The organism is uncultured Mesonia sp. (genome assembly GCA_947499595.1).
Taxonomy (GTDB): Bacteria; Bacteroidota; Bacteroidia; order Flavobacteriales; family Flavobacteriaceae; genus Mesonia; species Mesonia sediminis.
On the sequence record CANMOY010000007.1, the window covers coordinates 17,059 to 34,675 of the forward strand.

Annotated in this window: 18 protein-coding genes; 17 read left to right on the top strand and 1 reads right to left on the bottom strand. The window is 36.6% G+C overall.

From position 1 onward, the window contains the following. Positions 1-136: 136 nt before the first annotated feature. Positions 137-745, top strand: coding sequence for a DUF4230 domain-containing protein (locus ACH2AZ_RS09230; protein ID WP_394907618.1), 609 nt, complete (start codon positions 137-139; stop codon positions 743-745). Here ACH2AZ_RS09230 and ACH2AZ_RS09235 read toward each other — a convergent pair. Continuing rightward, entirely contained in the window at positions 742-2,484 is a 1,743-nt protein-coding gene (locus ACH2AZ_RS09235) for an aromatic amino acid hydroxylase (RefSeq protein WP_394907619.1), read from the bottom strand. The two genes, ACH2AZ_RS09230 and ACH2AZ_RS09235, sit on opposite strands and share 4 nt — an antisense overlap. Positions 2,485-2,620: 136 nt before the next feature. On the opposite strand from ACH2AZ_RS09235, the gene ACH2AZ_RS09240 reads away from it, so the two are divergent. The 16 genes from ACH2AZ_RS09240 to ACH2AZ_RS09315 all read left to right on the top strand — a co-directional run bounded on the left by ACH2AZ_RS09240 (position 2,621) and on the right by ACH2AZ_RS09315 (position 17,586). Next, positions 2,621-3,193: a TetR/AcrR family transcriptional regulator gene (locus tag ACH2AZ_RS09240; protein ID WP_394907620.1), complete on the top strand. Its 573-nt coding sequence runs from the start codon at positions 2,621-2,623 to the stop codon at positions 3,191-3,193. A 93-nt stretch (positions 3,194-3,286) separates the two neighbouring features. Next, positions 3,287-4,360 carry a 2Fe-2S iron-sulfur cluster-binding protein gene (locus ACH2AZ_RS09245; RefSeq protein WP_394907621.1) on the top strand — a complete coding sequence of 358 codons (1,074 nt, stop codon included), beginning with the start codon at positions 3,287-3,289 and terminating at the stop codon, positions 4,358-4,360. Between the two features lie 75 nt (positions 4,361-4,435). Continuing rightward, the gene (paaA, locus tag ACH2AZ_RS09250) at positions 4,436-5,392 is read left to right on the top strand and encodes a 1,2-phenylacetyl-CoA epoxidase subunit PaaA (protein WP_379042823.1); all 957 of its coding nucleotides are present in this window, start codon (positions 4,436-4,438) and stop codon (positions 5,390-5,392) included. A 158-nt stretch (positions 5,393-5,550) separates the two neighbouring features. Continuing rightward, complete coding sequence (paaB, locus tag ACH2AZ_RS09255; protein WP_147861523.1) at positions 5,551-5,853, top strand: 1,2-phenylacetyl-CoA epoxidase subunit PaaB; 303 nt, start codon at positions 5,551-5,553, stop codon at positions 5,851-5,853. Positions 5,854-5,914: 61 nt separating this feature from the next. After that, a complete protein-coding gene (paaC, locus tag ACH2AZ_RS09260; protein ID WP_394907622.1) occupies positions 5,915-6,697 on the top strand; it encodes a 1,2-phenylacetyl-CoA epoxidase subunit PaaC in 783 nt (260 codons plus the stop codon). A 45-nt stretch (positions 6,698-6,742) separates the two neighbouring features. After that, positions 6,743-7,243, top strand: coding sequence for a 1,2-phenylacetyl-CoA epoxidase subunit PaaD (gene paaD / locus ACH2AZ_RS09265; RefSeq protein WP_379042816.1), 501 nt, complete (start codon positions 6,743-6,745; stop codon positions 7,241-7,243). A gap of 151 nt (positions 7,244-7,394) precedes the next feature. Continuing rightward, on the top strand, positions 7,395-8,177 hold the full coding sequence (locus ACH2AZ_RS09270) for an enoyl-CoA hydratase-related protein (RefSeq protein WP_394907623.1): 783 nt from the start codon (positions 7,395-7,397) through the stop codon (positions 8,175-8,177). A gap of 34 nt (positions 8,178-8,211) precedes the next feature. Continuing rightward, positions 8,212-9,384 carry a 3-hydroxyacyl-CoA dehydrogenase NAD-binding domain-containing protein gene (locus ACH2AZ_RS09275; RefSeq protein ID WP_394907624.1) on the top strand — a complete coding sequence of 391 codons (1,173 nt, stop codon included), beginning with the start codon at positions 8,212-8,214 and terminating at the stop codon, positions 9,382-9,384. Between the two features lie 12 nt (positions 9,385-9,396). Further along, positions 9,397-9,825 carry a hypothetical protein gene (locus ACH2AZ_RS09280; protein ID WP_394907625.1) on the top strand — a complete coding sequence of 143 codons (429 nt, stop codon included), beginning with the start codon at positions 9,397-9,399 and terminating at the stop codon, positions 9,823-9,825. A gap of 8 nt (positions 9,826-9,833) precedes the next feature. After that, positions 9,834-10,262 (top strand): PaaI family thioesterase, encoded by a 429-nt coding sequence (locus ACH2AZ_RS09285; RefSeq protein ID WP_394907626.1) that lies wholly within the window; start codon positions 9,834-9,836, stop codon positions 10,260-10,262. 186 nt (positions 10,263-10,448) lie between these two features. Further along, the gene (locus ACH2AZ_RS09290) at positions 10,449-11,315 is read left to right on the top strand and encodes a neutral zinc metallopeptidase (RefSeq protein WP_394907627.1); all 867 of its coding nucleotides are present in this window, start codon (positions 10,449-10,451) and stop codon (positions 11,313-11,315) included. 205 nt (positions 11,316-11,520) lie between these two features. After that, the gene (locus tag ACH2AZ_RS09295; RefSeq protein ID WP_394907628.1) at positions 11,521-12,726 is read left to right on the top strand and encodes an acetyl-CoA C-acyltransferase; all 1,206 of its coding nucleotides are present in this window, start codon (positions 11,521-11,523) and stop codon (positions 12,724-12,726) included. 126 nt (positions 12,727-12,852) lie between these two features. Continuing rightward, positions 12,853-15,363, top strand: a complete 2,511-nt coding sequence (paaZ, locus tag ACH2AZ_RS09300) for a phenylacetic acid degradation bifunctional protein PaaZ (RefSeq protein ID WP_394907629.1) — start codon at positions 12,853-12,855, stop codon at positions 15,361-15,363. 98 nt (positions 15,364-15,461) lie between these two features. Then, complete coding sequence (locus tag ACH2AZ_RS09305) at positions 15,462-16,073, top strand: hypothetical protein (RefSeq protein WP_394907630.1); 612 nt, start codon at positions 15,462-15,464, stop codon at positions 16,071-16,073. 29 nt (positions 16,074-16,102) lie between these two features. Further along, on the top strand, positions 16,103-16,972 hold the full coding sequence (locus ACH2AZ_RS09310; protein ID WP_394907631.1) for a type II CAAX prenyl endopeptidase Rce1 family protein: 870 nt from the start codon (positions 16,103-16,105) through the stop codon (positions 16,970-16,972). Positions 16,973-17,151: 179 nt separating this feature from the next. Further along, positions 17,152-17,586, top strand: coding sequence for a hypothetical protein (locus ACH2AZ_RS09315; protein WP_394907632.1), 435 nt, complete (start codon positions 17,152-17,154; stop codon positions 17,584-17,586). Positions 17,587-17,617: the final 31 nt, after the last annotated feature.

Below are 17,617 nucleotides of genomic sequence, written 5' to 3' on the forward strand. Positions count from 1 at the left end.
ATTTGTTTAAATCTTATATTTAATTTTGAAGTTGATAAATTTAAATGCTATTTAATTATTGGTCAGCAATAGTAATTCGTGATTGCTCGCAAGGTTAATTAGCGTCTAAATTTGTATTTTAGAACAAAAATTGACTATGAGAAAATTTGTTTTGGGCTTCTTGGTTTGTGCGGCCTTATTACTTTCATATTGGTATTTTAAATCTCAAGAAGATGAAAAGTTAGAGCTATTGCAAACCAGTCAACTACTTGAAAAGCAAATAAAAAACGTGAGCAAGCTTATAGTTACCGAAGGCAACTATGCTCAGATTTATACTTATGAATCGAGTAAAGACGTTTTTTTAGGTGTAGAAGCGCGTAAAAAAGCGTTAGTAGCGGTTAACGCCAAAGCTACAGTAAGCTATGACTTGAACCAACTTTCTTATGAAGTAAACCCCAGAACGCAAGTGTTGCGTATAACCCGTATACCAGAACCTGAATTAAGTATTTATCCCGATTTTGATTATTACGATATATCTGCAGATTATCTTAATAAGTTTGAGGCAAAAGATTACAACACCATAAAAAAACGTATAACCCGTAAACTGCAAAATGAAATTGAAGCATCAAGCCTAATGAGTAACGCAGATGAGCGATTAATTAACGAGTTGCAAAAGATTTTTGTATTAACACAAAGTCTAGGTTGGACTTTAGAATACTACAAACAGCCCGTACAATCGGCTAGAGAGCTAGAAATACTTTTTTAAATCAAGCCCATGCCATCTTCAATAAGATGTTTAATTTGTGGACGTTTTACCTTCAATTCATTTAAAGCATCAAGAGCATGGTTTTTTAAGATGTTATTCTTAAGCTGCTTAGCAAGCTCATAAATTTCTAGGGGTAGCAACCAATCTAAAGGGTAATCTTGTCTTAGCTTTTCTAAAATAAGCAATAGCTGCACTTGTTCTTCTCCTGTCTCTCGTATATTTCTTACTTTTTGATATAATTGCTCTAGCTCTATTTGCGCTTTAGATTTTTTAAAACCTTTTGGTGAGGTAGAGAGTTCGTGAATTGTCGCCTCAAAAGAGTAGGGGTCTGCTGCTCCAGCAAAAGCAGAAACCACCTTTTTACCAACGGCCAAATAAAAGTCGCCGTCTTTTGGAGCAAACAAAATTTCATCTCCATAGGTGACGGTGCAATCTGTAAATTGAATTAGTATAAGTTCACCTTTTAAATTTCTAATACCCGTAACATTAAGTCCTTCAACAACGATTCCACTTTCAAAAGTAAATTCAATTCGTTTATTGTCGTAAAAGTTGTAGGCCTTTAAATCACGCGGTCCCATATTTTCTATAGATAAGTTAATGCCTTTTAATTTTCCAATAGGAGATCTAAAACCATTGTGGTGAGTGTTAATGCCGTGGCCTATTAATTCTTTATCACGATTGGCTAGAGCTGTAGGGCCTTGGGTTTCAAAATATACAACTTCGTTTTCTTCATTTTTTATCATTCGGGTAAAGGTTCCTGAAACTTGAATTCCGGTACTCAATTCAATTGTTCCAATTGATTTTGAGTCAATTAGACGTTTTAAGCCTCTGTGGCCTCCTTTTCTCAATGCCATGCCATCAGCAAATTCTTCTAAAACCTCGGCCAAATAGGCGAAATCTGGCGTAACATAAAGTTGTGGTTGAGGTTTTGTAATGTCGAAATCTTGCTTGGCGGCTTCAATAGAATACGGTATCTTTTTTACTTCAGGTTGCATACAACTTTTGCTTTCTCCAATAGAAGACAGAAGTCCGGCTCCGTAAATTTTAGGATTATCTAGGCTGCCAACTAGGCCGTATTCAACGGTCCACCAATGCAGGTTTCTTATTTTTGCAATTTCAGAAGGCTCTACTTTTTTCTTTTGTAGTTGTTCTACTTTATTTTCGGCTTCTTTTATCGCTTCCGCGGAAGCGTAATCACTTTCTTTTAAAATAGATAAGTCGCGCACCGCATGGTACATTTCCATATCGTGTGCAGAAGCAATGGCTTTGCTGCCTATAGCTCCAAAACGTCTTAAATATTCTGCGTAATCGGGGCTCGCAATAATTGGTGCGTGTCCTGCACCTTCGTGGATAATATCTGGTGCGGGAGTGTATTCAATATTTTCTAATTGTCGTATCTCTGAGGCGATAACCAACACCTTGTAAGCCTGAAACTCCATAAAAGCATTGGGAGGTATAAAACCATCAACGGCAACAGCCGCCCAACCAATATCTTTTAAAATGCGATTCATGCCATACATACTTGGAATTTCATCGATAGAGATTCCTGTCTTTTTCAATCCGTCTAAATAAGAAGAATGGGCTACTTTACTTAAATAATCAACATTTTTTCGCATAACATAACGCCATACCGCTTGGTTAATAGGAGTGTAAGATTCATAATTTTGTGGTTTTATGAATTGTTTTAAGTGAGGAGGTAAGGCCTCAATTAAGGGATTACTTTGGTACGTATCGGCCATGATGATATACTTGATTTATCTACAAAGATAATTCTCTGTGGGAGCCAACAAATTTTAAAAGTATAAATTTGTGTCTCCTAATTCAAATTAAAATGCTGTTCGTAAAAATTTCGAGCCATTTGTGATTAATATAAAGATGACACCTATTACTAGAAAGCAAGAAATAATTAATACAGCCGCCTTGTTGTTTAAAGAAAAAGGTTTTAATGCCGTTTCTATGCGTGATTTAGCTCAAGAAATGGGAATTAAAGCAGCTAGTATATATAATCATTTGCCTTCTAAACAAAGTATATTGGGTGCCATAATTTTTGAAGTGAGCGTAGAATTTACTAATCATATTAATTCAGTTTTTGATGAATCTCGGCCAATCTTGCAAAAATTAGAAGCTATAATTACCATGCATATTGATTTGACACTTGAGAAAAGTGAGTTTTTGGCTTGTATGAATAACGATTGGGTGCATTTAAATGATGTTGATAAGAAGCAATACATAAAAATGCGGAACGCATACGAAGAGAAATTTAGAACATTACTACGGCAAGGTATACGAGAAAAGGCGCTTAAGCCAATTGATCAAGAAATTATGCTTTTCTCTATTTTATCAACCCTACGCACTTTTTACTTATGGTACGCCAAACACAAAATGTTAGATTTTGAGAAAGTGAAAAGAGATTTGTGCACCACTTTGCTAATGGGTATTCGTAGTTAAAGTATTGCAAACTAGAGTCTTGTTAAATTAATTGACGAAATTTGCATACAAAACTAACAATCGTTAGTTTTGTGAGGAAGATTAAACCTAGATATGGCAAAATTTCACAAATTAAAGGTAAAAGATATTTATAAAGAAACATCAGATTGTAGTGTAGTAACATTTGATGTTCCCGAGGAGTTAAAAACAGAATTTAAATTTAATCAAGGTCAGCATTTGACCTTGAAAAAAAATATTGCTGGTGAAGATGTGCGACGTTCATACTCGCTTTGTTCTAGCCCTGTTGAACAAGAATGGCGTGTAGCCGTCAAAGAAATACCTACTGGTGTTTTTTCTACTTATATCAACCAGGAGTTAAAAATAGGAGATGAACTTGAGGTGATGGCGCCTAGCGGTAAATTTGGTGTTTCGGTACAAAAAGAAAAGGCTAAGAATTATTTGTTTTTTGCTGCCGGAAGTGGAATTACTCCAATTTTATCCATGATTAAGTCGCACTTAGCACTAGAGCCAAACTCCACCTGTAAACTGTTTTATGTAAACAAAACCGCAAAATCAATTATTTTTAAAGAGGAGTTAGAGCAATTGCGTAATCAATATTTTGGACGGTTAGAGATTTATTACTTCTTAACACAAGAACGCAGAGATATCGAGTTGTTTAACGGTAGGTTTAACGATGAGAAAATGGCGGTTTTGACACGCACTTTTATTGATATTCCAGACACAAGTGAGGTGTTCTTATGTGGTCCAGAAAGCATGGTGAATTATGTAAGTGATTATTTAATCAAAGCTGGCTTGCCAAAAGAATTAGTTCACTTTGAGCTGTTTGTGAGTGGTCTTTCAGAAGAGGACATCGCACGTGCCAAACGCTTAGCTAAAAGAAATGTAGAGGGAACACAGGTTACCATTGTCGATGGAGGTAAAGAATTTAGTTTTACCATGACACAAGAATATGATAACGTGCTTGATGCGGCATTAGGAGCAGGGGCCGATTTACCTTTTGCTTGTAAAGGAGGGGTTTGTAGTACTTGCAAATGCCAAGTTTTAGAGGGAGAGGTTGAAATGAAAATTAATTATGCCTTAGAAGAAAATGAAATTCAACAAAACTTAGTGTTAAGTTGTCAAGCCGTACCCAAGACTAAAAAAGTAAAAGTAGATTTTGACGTATAAACCATCTTTACACAAAACCAATAAAGTTTGTAATTTGTTGCAATAATTACTATCTTCTTAACTAAAAAAAGGATTATGAGCGAAAAGGAAATTAAAAATTTAGAGGCTATTTTTGAAGCTAAAATAGCCCGTGATGAAAAGATAGAGCCTAAAGACTGGATGCCAGAGAAGTATAGAAAAACACACATAAGGCAAATGTCTCAACACGCCCACTCAGAAATTGTGGGTATGCTACCCGAAGGAAATTGGATTACAAGAGCACCTTCGTTAAGAAGAAAAGTGGCTTTGTTGGCCAAAGTGCAGGATGAAGCTGGTCACGGATTATACTTATACAGTGCAACCGAAACTTTAGGTATTTCTAGGGAAGAACTTTATGAGCAATTACACTCAGGTAAAGCAAAATACTCTAGCATATTTAATTACCCTACCATCACCTGGGCAGATATAGGAGCTATTGGTTGGCTGGTAGACGGTGCAGCCATTATAAACCAAGTTCCGCTTTGTAGTACTTCCTTTGGTCCTTATGCAAGGGCTATGGTGCGAGTATGTAAAGAAGAAAGTTTTCACCAAAGGCAAGGCTACGAGATTATGCTTACATTGGCTAATGGTACACCAGAGCAAAAAGAAATGGCTCAAGATGCATTGAACCGTTGGTGGTGGCCTAGTTTAATGATGTTTGGCCCAACAGACGATATGTCTACCCATACCGAGCAGTCTATGAAGTGGAAATTGAAACGTAAAACAAACGATGAATTGCGCCAGCAGTTTATTGACCAAACTGTGCCACAAGCCAATATCTTAGGTTTGTCTATTCCTGATCCAGATTTAAAATGGAACGAGGAGCGTGGTCATTATGATTTTGGTCCTATAAACTGGGATGAATTTTGGCAAGTAGTAAAGGGCCACGGACCCTGCAACAAAGAGCGCTTACAAACCCGTGTTGACGCTTGGGAAGAAGGTGAATGGGTGCGAGATGCTGCAATGGCTTATGCCGAGAAAAAAGCAGAAAGAAAAGTGAAGCAAGCTGGATAAAATTTATTGAGCTAAGCTTAAAGCGGATTTTTACAGGTTGGTAAAAAAAGACACCTTAGTAGAACAATGTAAAACCCTCGGGGTTAAACTAGTTTTCAAATTAAAGAAACGCAATTTTTTTTCGCTTAATAATAACTTTGATTACATAAAAAATAAATATGTCAGAAAGTAAAAACAATAAAAAAAACTGGCCTCTTTGGGAGGTTTTTGTACGCAGTAAAAACGGATTAGAACACCGTCACTTTGGTAGCTTGCACGCAGCCGATGCAGAGATGGCACTTGAAAATGCGAGAGACGTGTATACACGAAGAAATGAAGGTGTAAGCATTTGGGTAGTGGAGTCTAAGAACATTACAGCTTCAAACCCTAAAGACAACGGAGAGTTGTTTGAACCAGCCTCCGATAAAGTTTACAGGCATCCAACTTTTTATGATTTACCAGATGAGGTAAAACATATGTAGACTTTTACGGGTGAAATCCGCGAAAGCTAAATAAAAATCAATTTTTAGATAATTGAAAATCATGAGTTTAAGAAAACATGACTTCCGTGAAAACGGAGATAAAATAGATTACATACTTACCATTGCAGATAATTCATTAATCTTAGGGCAAAGAATGGGAGAGTTAACTGGGCACGGACCTACCTTAGAGGTAGACATAGCTTGTACCAATATCGCTTTAGATTTGTTTGGGCAGGTAAGAAGTTATTTTCAATATGCTGCACAGCTAGCTGAGAAATCGTGCACAGAAGATGATTTAGCTTTTTTAAGAACCGAGCGCGAGTACAAAAATGTGCTCTTAGTAGAGCAGCCCAATACTAATTTTGCGTATGTGATAGCCAAACAATTTTTATTTGATCATTATCATTTTTTGTTTTTAAACGAACTGCAAAACAGTAACGATGCAACACTAAGCGCTATTGCTAAGAAAAGTATTAAAGAAGTAAGCTATCATAAGCGATTTTCATCTGACTGGGTGTTGCGATTAGGCGATGGTACATCGGTAAGTAAAGAAAAAATTCAGAAGGCTATTAATGATTTATGGCCTTTTACTCAAGAGCTTTTTGAGCCAAATGAACCCGAAGAAAAAGCTATTGATTTGGGATACGGAGTCGATATTGCAAAGCTGCAGGAGGAGTACAAGCAAGCTGTAGAGAAAGTTCTAATAGAGGCGACTCTAGAAGAATTACCAGTTTTAGAGTTCTATCAGCGTGGTGGTAAAAAAGGTATACACTCAGAGCATATGGGTTACTTATTGAGCGACATGCAATATATGCAACGAACTTACCCAGGTATGAAATGGTAACTAATATTTTAATGAATAATTTTTAGCTAATCAATTGATGTAGTTTTGCAACAAGAATCAGTTTACATAGATCCAATTTTAGAGCCTATTTTGCGGCAGGTTCCAGACCCAGAAATACCAGTTTTAAGTATTTTAGATTTAGGAATGGTTCGTGAAGCCCGGTTAAAAGATAAGGCCGTTGCAGTGAAACTTACCCCCACTTACAGCGGTTGCCCTGCTATGGATGTTATTGGCGATGATATTAAAAAGGCGATTGAGGATGCAGGCTATGTTTGCGATGTAGAGCTGGTCTTATCACCGGCTTGGAGTACAGATTGGATTACCCCAGAGGGGCGTAAAGCTTTAGAAGAATATGGTATCGCTGCGCCTTTAGATGCTTCGGCAGATAAGCGTGCGCTCTTAGGAGAAGAAAAATTAGTAAAATGTCCCCAATGTCAATCTAAGAACACCCATTTGGTAAGCCAATTTGGTTCAACAGCTTGTAAAGCACTTTTTAAATGTGATGATTGCCGAGAGCCATTTGATTATTTCAAATGCTTGATATAAAACTGGCTTTGAATAAATGTTAAGCTAATTTATTTTTGCCTTGTTTACCAGATTATCAAAAATTGGGCGACAATTTGAAATAAATTTTCACGGTACCTAATCCCAATAGAAATAAAATAAAATTAAAGAAAAATATAAAATAATACCATTAATGAGTCAAACCATTCAAGTAGATATAAAAAACAGAGTAGCTACCATTAGGCTAAATAGGCCAGAAGTATTTAATAGTTTTAATCGAGAAATGGCATTTGCTGTGCAGAGTGAATTAAAAAATCTTGCAACCCATCCGGAGGTTCGCGCTATTGTGTTAACCGGTTCAGGAAAAGCTTTTTGTGCTGGTCAAGATTTAAAAGAGGTGACAGATCCTAGTTTAAACCCTGGTTTTAAAGCTATTTTAGAAGAGCATTACAATCCTATTATTCAACTTATTCGCGAGACGCCTAAACCAATTTTAGCTGCTGTAAATGGTGTTGCCGCTGGAGCTGGAGCCAATATTGCTTTAGCTTGTGATATTGTGGTGGCCTCAGAACAAGCTGCTTTTATTCAGGCTTTTAGTAAAATAGGCTTGATACCAGATTCAGCTGGTACATTTTTCTTGCCGCGTTTAATTGGCTTTCAAAAGGCTTCTGCATTAGCTATGCTCGGCGATAAAGTAGATGCTCAAGAGGCCGAACGTCTTGGGATGATTTATAAATATTACCCTACCAAAGATTTTGAGGATGAAGTAAATAAACTTGCAGTAAAATTGGGAGACATGCCAACAAAGGCTTTAGCATTGACTAAAGAAGCTTTGAATCACGCATTGGTGAACAACTTAGATGAGCAACTGGCCTTAGAATCGCAGTTTCAGATAGAAGCGGCTTCTTCTCAAGACTATACCGAAGGGGTAAGTGCCTTTGTGCAAAAAAGAAAACCAGAATTCAAGGGGAAATAACCAAATTTTTTAAATCCGTCTAAAAAGAAATAAGATGAAAACAGCTGTAATAGGAGCAGGAACCATGGGTAGCGGAATAGCTCAAGTGGCAGCTACTGCCGGAAACAAGGTGTTACTTTACGATACAAAATCAGAAGCTTTAGAAGCGAGTAAAACCAAACTTGAAAAAGTACTGAATCGATTAATTGAAAAAAATAGAATCGATGATACCGAAAAAAGGCGCATCCAACAGAATATAACCTATGTTACTCACTTAAAGGATTTAGCTGAAGCTGACTTAACTATTGAAGCCATTATTGAAAATTTAGACATCAAACAAAAGGTCTTTCAAGAGTTAGAAACCTACCAGTCAGACAACGCAATTATTGCTACCAATACTTCTTCGCTTTCTATTGCGTCTATCGCTTCGGCTTTAAAAATTTCTGAACGTGTAATAGGAATACATTTTTTTAATCCAGCCCCTCTTATGCCCTTGGTAGAAATTATTCCAGCTGTACAAACCTCGAATTCAGTAAAAGAAAAAGTGGTTAAGACTATTAAAGATTGGGGCAAGATTGGTGTGCTGGCCAAAGATACCCCGGGTTTTATAGTTAATCGCGTGGCAAGGCCATTTTATGGTGAGGCACTTCGGATTTACGAAGAAGGTAAAGCCGATTTACTCGAAATTGATCACGTAATGAAAGATTTGGGTAAGTTTAGAATGGGACCCTTTGAACTGATGGATTTTATAGGGCACGATGTGAATTACACCGTTACCGAAACCGTTTTTAAAGAATTTTATTTTGACCCTAGATATAAGCCTTCGTTTACACAAAAAAGACTAGCCGAAGCCGGTTACCTGGGAAGAAAAACAGGAAAAGGCTTTTATACTTATCAAGACGGGAAAGCCCTCGAGAAAGAAAATCAAAACATCAACCTTAGTGATGATACGGCACACTACATTTTTAATCGTATATTAGTAATGCTAATAAATGAAGCGGCAGATGCATTGTTTTTAAATATTGCAACGGGAAAAGATATAGACCTTGCCATGACAAAAGGCGTGAACTACCCCAAGGGACTACTATCTTGGGCAAACGAAAAAGGAATAGCTTGGTGTGTTAAACAATTAGACGCACTGTATGATGAATATCACGAAGACCGATATCGTTGTAGTCCTCTGCTAAGAAAAATGGCAAAACAAAATGAAAATTTTATATTAACCTAAAGAATTAGAGGTATGAAAAGAATCATTAGGAACATTTTGGCGGTTATCATAGGTGCCCTTATCGGTGGTATTACCAATTCTGCAATAATTTATTTAGCACCATCACTAATCGAATATCCGGCTGGTGTAGATACCACAACCGTAGAAGGCTTAAAAGCCGCGGCAGATTCCTTGACTGCTAAACATTATTTATTTGCATTTCTAGCTCATGCCTTGGGTACTTTAGTAGGTGGCTTTTTTGCTGCCTTATTGGGAGTAAAAAAAGAAGCCTTATTAGCCCTGATTGTGGGAGGCTTTTTCCTAATAGGAGGTATTGTTGCTAGTTTTATGATTCCAGCACCAACTTGGTTTATTTTCTTAGACTTACTACTCGCTTATTTACCTATGGCTTGGTTGGGATATAAAATTAAAATATCTATCATCAACAACAAAATGGGCTAAAAGATTTTATGGATAAATCCGATGATAAGGCGAAGCTAATACCTTATAAAATGCTAGAGAACGATGCCTACAGTCAGTGGTTAGGTATCCAAATTCTTGACGTAAAAGAAGGCTATTGCCAGCTAAAGATGCAAATCCGTAAAGACATGCTTAACAGCATGAAAAAAGCCCACGGCGGTATAACTTACGCTTTAGCAGACACCGCATTTGGGTTCGCTTGCAATACTTTTGGCAAAAAAGCAGTTTCAATAGAAAGTTCTATCAACCATATAGAAGCTTTAGAAGAGGGCGATATACTCATAGCAGAGTCAGATGTAAAAAGTCAAAAAAATAAGCTTGGCTTCTATATTGTCGAAATAAAAAAAGACAATCAATTGGTGGCTCTTTTTAAAGGGGTTACGTATAGAACAAATGTAGACTGGGAAATCTATGTATAGGTTTTTGGGCGCGACCCCTTAAAAGAAAGGGGTCGGGCTATACGCTATATTTTTTTGCGAGAATCTCTCTGCTATTCATTCAACCAATAGTAAGCAAAAAAAGATGTCGCTACTATCCCTCGCGCAAAAAATTAACTGTAAATATTCACTATATTTATCCTATGCTTATATATAAAATTTGTAGTCATGAAATGGAAAGGAAGACGCAAAAGCAATAATTTAGAAGACCGTAGAGGTATGAGCAGCAAAGGTAAAATAGCTGCAGGGGGTGGTTTAATTGCGATTATCGTTTTATTACTTCAGGTTTTTGGCGGAGAAACTGGTCAAGCTGTCGCACCCGTATTAAATCAACTCAATATCAATAACGCATCACAAGAGGTAGTTGAAAGAGAGTTAACCGATCAAGAAAAAGAGTTAGGCGATTTCATGGCAACCATTCTTGCCGATACAGAAGACGTATGGACACAAATTTTTCACCAAAATAATATAGGAGAGTATCAAAAGCCAAAAATGATATTGTTTACCGATGCCGTACAAACAAAATGTGGTAATGCAACCGCTGCAACCGGCCCATTTTATTGTCCAGCCGACAAAAATGTGTATATGGACCTTACTTTTTTTAATGAATTATATACTCGTTTCGGAGCAAAAAGAGGTGATTTTGCGATGGCTTATGTCACGGCTCATGAAATTGGTCATCACGTGCAAACCCTTTTAGGAACCTCGCAAAAAGTGCGTCAAGCACAGCGAAATTTGAGTGCTGTAGAAGCCAATAAACTCTCTGTAGCCCTAGAGCTACAAGCCGATTTTTATGCAGGATTATGGGCGCATTATAATCAACGCTATTTAGAAGAAGGCGATATAGAAGAAGCTTTAAGTGCTGCACAAGCCGTAGGCGATGACGCTATTCAAAAAAGAGTGCGTGGTTCGGTAAACCCAGATACTTTTACGCACGGCACCTCCAAACAAAGAATGTATTGGTTTCTAAAAGGTTTTCAATCGGGCGATATTAGGCAGCATAACACTTTTGAGGCGCTTAATATTTCCAATTAAATCATATAATAAGTAAATTTTTTTTATATCTTAATTCAATTTTGGTTTGTTTTTTAAATAGTTAATGCTGAGTTGCTCTTAATTTTAAGGGTAACTAAAATAATGGGTAGCTCTAAGATTTTAACCCAATTATATAAACTATTCGGTTTAGTGTGTCTATTCCTAAGTTTTATTTATTTTTAGAGCTTTAATTAAAAATAAACCCATGAGCAGTTATATAATAGATGGAATAAGAACCCCTATAGGAAATTATAAAGGAGCACTTTCGCCAGTACGTACAGACGATTTAGGTGCTTTAGTCATTAAAGAGGTTGTACGTCGCAATCCTAATATCCCAAAAGAAGCTTACGCCGATGTTATTTTAGGTTGTGCTAATCAAGCAGGAGAAGATAATAGAAACGTAGCGAGAATGTGCGCCTTATTGGCAGAATTACCTTATAGCGTTCCAGGTGAAACAGTAAATCGTTTATGTAGTAGTGGTTTATCAGCAATTATTCACGCCCATCGAGCCATTCATACCGGTGATGGAGATATTTTTATAGCCGGCGGCGTAGAGCATATGACTCGAGGTCCCTATGCTATAGCCAAACCTTCTAGTGCCTTTGGAAATGATGCAAAAATGTATGACACCAGTTTTGGTTGGCGGTTTGTTAATCCGAAATTACACGAGATGTACGGTACAGATGGCATGGGACTTACCGCCGAAAACTTAGTTGATAAGTACAATATTGCTCGTGAAGATCAAGATGCGTTTGCCTATTGGAGCCAAATGAAGGCAACCGAAGCTCAAAAAAATGGACGTTTGAGTAAAGAGCTTGTTACGGTAGAAATTCCGCGTCGTAAAAAAGACCCTATTTTATTTAATCAAGATGAGTTTGTAAAACCTACCACCACAAAAGAAATTTTGGCTAAGCTTAGACCTGCCTTTAGAAAAGAAGGAAGCGTTACCGCAGGTAACTCCTCTGGTCTTAATGACGGTGCTGCAGCAACAATCATTGCATCGAGCAAAGCCGTAGAGCAATATGGATTAAAGCCAATGGCTAAAATTTTAAGTTCGGCAGTTGTCGGAGTAGAACCTCGAATCATGGGTATTGGTCCGGTTCAGGCTTCAAATAAAGCGCTTGAGAAAGCAGGCCTAACCATGGATGATATGGATGTGATTGAATTGAATGAAGCTTTTGCCGCTCAAGCACTAGCTTGTATACGTGCTTGGGGATTAAAAGATAACGACCCAAGAATTAATCCAAATGGTGGTGCTATAGCTTTGGGGCATCCACTTGGGGTTACGGGAGCCAGATTGGCCTATTCGGCAGCATTAGAGCTTCAATTAACTGGTAAAAAATATGCCTTAATAACTATGTGTGTAGGTGTAGGACAGGGATACGCAGCGGTTATCGAAAATGTAAGTTAGCGTTAAACGCGGATTAAAGGCCTAAATTTAATTAATAAAGAACTTAAAAAATAAGGCTTTATAATAGTATAATATGTTTAATGTCTTTACGGATTGCAATCCGTAAAGAAGAGAAAAAAGATTGATATGCAAAAATTAGAAAGTTATATAGAAGGGAAATGGGTGGCCGGTTCTGGTGAAGGAGTGCCAATGATTGATGCCGTTTCGGGCGAAACCATTGCGCTTAGTGATACCAGCGGTTTTGATTTTGAAAAGGTTCTACAATACGGAAGGAAACAAGGTGATACTTTGCGTAGAATGACTTTTCAAGAGCGAGGCAATATGTTAAAGAAACTAGCCCTACATCTTACAAAAAAGAAAAAACAATTTTACGAAATCAGTTATAAAACCGGAGCAACTAAAATAGATAGTTGGATAGATATAGAAGGTGGATTTGGTAATTTATTTGCCAATGCTTCTTTGCGAAAAGTTTTTCCGAACCAAGCATTCGATGTCGAAGGAGATCCTATAGATTTATCAAGAGGTGGTCGTTTCATGGCGCATCATATTTTAGTGCCTAAAGAGGGAGTAGCGGTTCATATTAATGCATTTAATTTTCCTGTTTGGGGAATGTTAGAAAAATGTGCCGTAAACTGGATGGCCGGTATGCCTGCTGTGGTAAAACCGGCTACCAATACTGCGTTTTTAACCGAAGCTGTGGTGCGCGAAATTATTCAGTCGGGTATTTTGCCAGAAGGTGCGCTGCAGCTTATTTCGGGTTCTGCGCGATCTATTTTAGATACGGTAGAATCGCAAGATGTGGTTACTTTTACAGGTTCTGCCGATACCGGTAGAATGCTAAAATCTCATAAGCGTTTGTTGCAAGAGTCAGTTCCTTTTAATATGGAAGCAGATTCTTTAAATGCTTCCATTTTAGGAGAGGATGCAGTGCCAGGAACACCTGAATTTGATTTGTTTATTAAGGAGGTGCGTAATGAAATGACGGTGAAGTGCGGACAAAAATGTACGGCTATACGCCGCGTTATTGTGCCAGAGAAACTGGTTGAAGATGTTCAAATTGCCTTGGGTAAAGCTCTGAGTAAAGTAACCATAGGAGACCCAAGACTTAAAGAAGTTCGCATGGGAGCTTTAGTGAGTCAAGATCAAGTGCAGGAGGTACGCGAACGCGTTCAAGATTTAAGTCAGACAGCTTCATTGGTTTATGGAGATTTAGAGCATATTGAAACTATAGGTGCCGACGCTAAAAAAGGAGCTTTTATGTCGCCTATTCTTTTAAGAGAAGATAAACCATTGCAGAACTTAGCCGTGCACGATACAGAAGCCTTTGGCCCGGTTAGCACTATTATGCCGTACAAGAATTTAGACGAAGCCATTAAGCTTTCAAAAATGGGTAAGGGTTCATTGGTAAGTTCTATCGCAACTAATGATGACCAAGTAGCGCGTGACTACACAGTAAAAGCGGCAACCCATCACGGAAGAATCTTGGTTATTAACCGTGAAAGTGCAAAACAAAGCACGGGCCACGGTTCGCCCTTGCCTATGCTAGTTCATGGTGGACCTGGTAGAGCGGGAGGTGGTGAAGAAATGGGTGGTAAACGCGGCATTAAGCATTATATGCAGCGTTGTGCTATTCAAGGTTCACCAACTACTTTAACAGAGATTACAGGAATTTATCAACCAAAGGCAAAGTACAAGGAGGCCGAGATGCATCCGTTTGCATACCATTGGGAAGATATCAAACCAGGGATGTCTTTAAAGACGCATAATAGAACTCTTACGGATACCGATATCGTTAATTTTGGTAACCTTACTTGGGATCATTTTTATGCCCATACCGATATAACTTCTTTAGACGGCAGTATTTTTGAACAAAGAACAGCACACGGTTATTTTATTATATCGGCGGCAGCTGGCTTATTTGTTTACCCAAATAAAGGTCCTGTGGCGGCAAATTATGGCTTAGAGGAAATTCGCTTTTTAAGACCTATGTACCATAATGATACGATTCAAGTCCGCTTGACGTGTAAAGAAAAAGTAGATAGAGATCAAAAAGGGAAAGAACTGCCCAGCGGAATTGTTAAATGGTATGTAGAAGTGTTTGACGTGAATGCAGTTGAGGAGGAAGATAAATTGGTGGCCATTGCTACTATCTTAACCATGGTTCAGAAAAAGCAAACTACCTTTACGGAAATTACCGAGGAAGTTATTGATTCCGCTTTAGCGAAACTAAATGAAGATACTCAACCTGTTTGGGGAGAAATGAGTCCGCAACACATGGTAGAGCATTTAGAAACCAGTTACCGTATTGCCTCTGGAGAAATTCAAGATTTTGAAATCGCTACACCAGAAAAGTATTTAGACGATACTCGTGCTACGTTATGGAATTACAAAAAAATGCCTAAAAATTATAACTTCCCGTTATACAAGGAAGGAGAACTTCCCACTTTAAAACACGATAGCTTAACGGAAGCAAAAGAGAAAATGAAAGAGGCAAGAAAGGCTTATTTGGAGTTTTTTAAGAAAAACCCTAAAGCCACTAATAAAAATGCTGTGTTTGGTGAACTTACTAAATACGAGTGGGAGTTGTTAGAGCGTAAACACCTAAACCACCATTTTGAACAGTTTAAATTATTTTGAAATTTTATAATTAGGATTTGTATAATAGTTTTTTTTTTTAATTTGTCGCTGTGTTTAGCTAATCATATAACTTAATATGAATCAAAAATTTATTAAAAATGAAAAAATACTTTTTATTACCATTACTATTTAGCTTGGTTCTAATATCCTGCCATAAAGATACAGAAAGTTTAGATGAAAATAATTTAAGTGAAAACAACTTAGAAATTAACACTCAAGGCAGAACGGCCAATGAAATACTTATCGCTGAAATTTATAAGGAGAACGAGTTATGGTTTAAAGTAACTTCTGATAAAAATTATAGATATGATGGCGAACAAGTGTACTCTCACGAAGCATTGTATGAAATGGAAGAGTTGTGGAGTGACGATGAAAAAACAGTAAAATTTTATAATCCAAATATTGCGGAGGAATTTGTGGAATTTGAAATGATACACTTATCTGAAGATGAAAAAACAGCAACATTGAACCTAACCTCAGGAGCTTCTGATGAAATTATTACCTTTACAGTTGAAAATTATGAAAATGAGGCTCAAGGTAAAGCTATTTGGGGAGTAGTAAAAGAAATTGTAGAAGAAGTGATAGAAGGGTTTGGTGGCAATGGCTGTGCTGCTGATGCAATTGCAGCCTGTGGAGAAGGAAATGTACAGTCTGTTAATTATGGTGACACTTGGTACGGGGGTACATATTGCGAATTTACATGTTGCTAAAAAAAAACAAGTTTAATATTATTTTTTACATGGGGCTAGTTTTAAAACTAGTTCCATTTTTTTCATTGATTGTTTTGTTCTTTTTTTTTTCAGATTCAATAGAACAATATATTAATTCAGAAACAGATGATTCTTTTTTCTTTGGATCAAAAGAAAAGTTTATATTGTCACTTTTTTGGACAGCACTAATTGCGCCCATTTATGAAGAAATAATATTTGATGGAGCATTTTTAAAGAATAAAATCTATAAATGGATAAGTTATATAGGCTTATTTGGATTTACATTGTATTTCAATAGAAGTGTTTATAGTTTAGCTTTACTATTATTATTTTATATTTTCACCTATCTTAATAATGCTAGAGAAAACAATAGTTATACAATCCATATGATTATAACAAATGCATTACTTTTTTCTGTTATACATGTTAATTTTTATGATTTAAATGTTTTTACCCCAATTTCTTTAGCTTCTAGATTTGGAGGACACCTTTTGGCTCTATGGTTAGTCGTGAATTACAAATTAATTTATGCTATATTTTTACACATATTTTGGAATACTTTTTTGATGATCATAGCATTATATTTTGATAATCCTCTAAATAGTATAGAAGAAACAGAGTTGTTATACTATGAAAATGAATATATCAATGTAGAATATAATGAGGCTCCAAATTTTCAGGATGAAAAATATGATTTCAAGAATGATAGTACCTGGTATCTTCAATCAGCGAAAGTTGAAAGTTTACTCAAGATAAAATTTATCAATTCAGATTCTATCTTAAATTTATATAAAGCTAATAGTGGTAGGTATGATTTTAATATTCGTTTTAAAGAAGGCTTAAATAATAATCAGATTTTAAAATTTTTAATTCAAGACTCTTTATTGATTGAAAAATAGTATTAGTTAGTTCTTTATAGTTAAATAAAGATTGTCATTGTTATAAGTATTGGTATTTTTGATTATAATTTATTAATCATTTTTTAAATATAAAATAGATATGACACAACCCTACGTAAACAAAGTATACAAGATTAAATAGCTACTATAATAGCGTTTTTCATCCAGCGCATAACAGTTTGCCTAGGGATATCTTGGCAAAATTAAAAGAAGATACTCCCGCTGCTTGGGGTATGATTACTCCCCAACATATGCTGGAGCATTTAGAAATGAGTTACCGTATCGCTGCAGGCCAAATACAAGATTTTGAAATTGTAACACCATTAGAACATATTGAAAAAGTGCAAGAAACGCTATGGAATTATCAGCCAATGCCTAAAAACTATGATTTCCCGTTGTTGCCAAAAGATAAATTAGCCGACTTGAAGCATGAAAATTTAGATGCCGCAAAGATGCAGTTGCTTGAGGCTAGGAAGGCTTTTATGCAATTCTTTAGAGAAAACCCAAATGCAACCACCAAAAATGCTGTTTTTGGAGAGCTATCAAAGTTTGAATGGGAATTATTAGAGCGTAAGCATATTAATCATCATTTTGAACAATTTGGTTTATGGTAAACCAAAAATTAAGCATGAAAAAAGCCGCTAT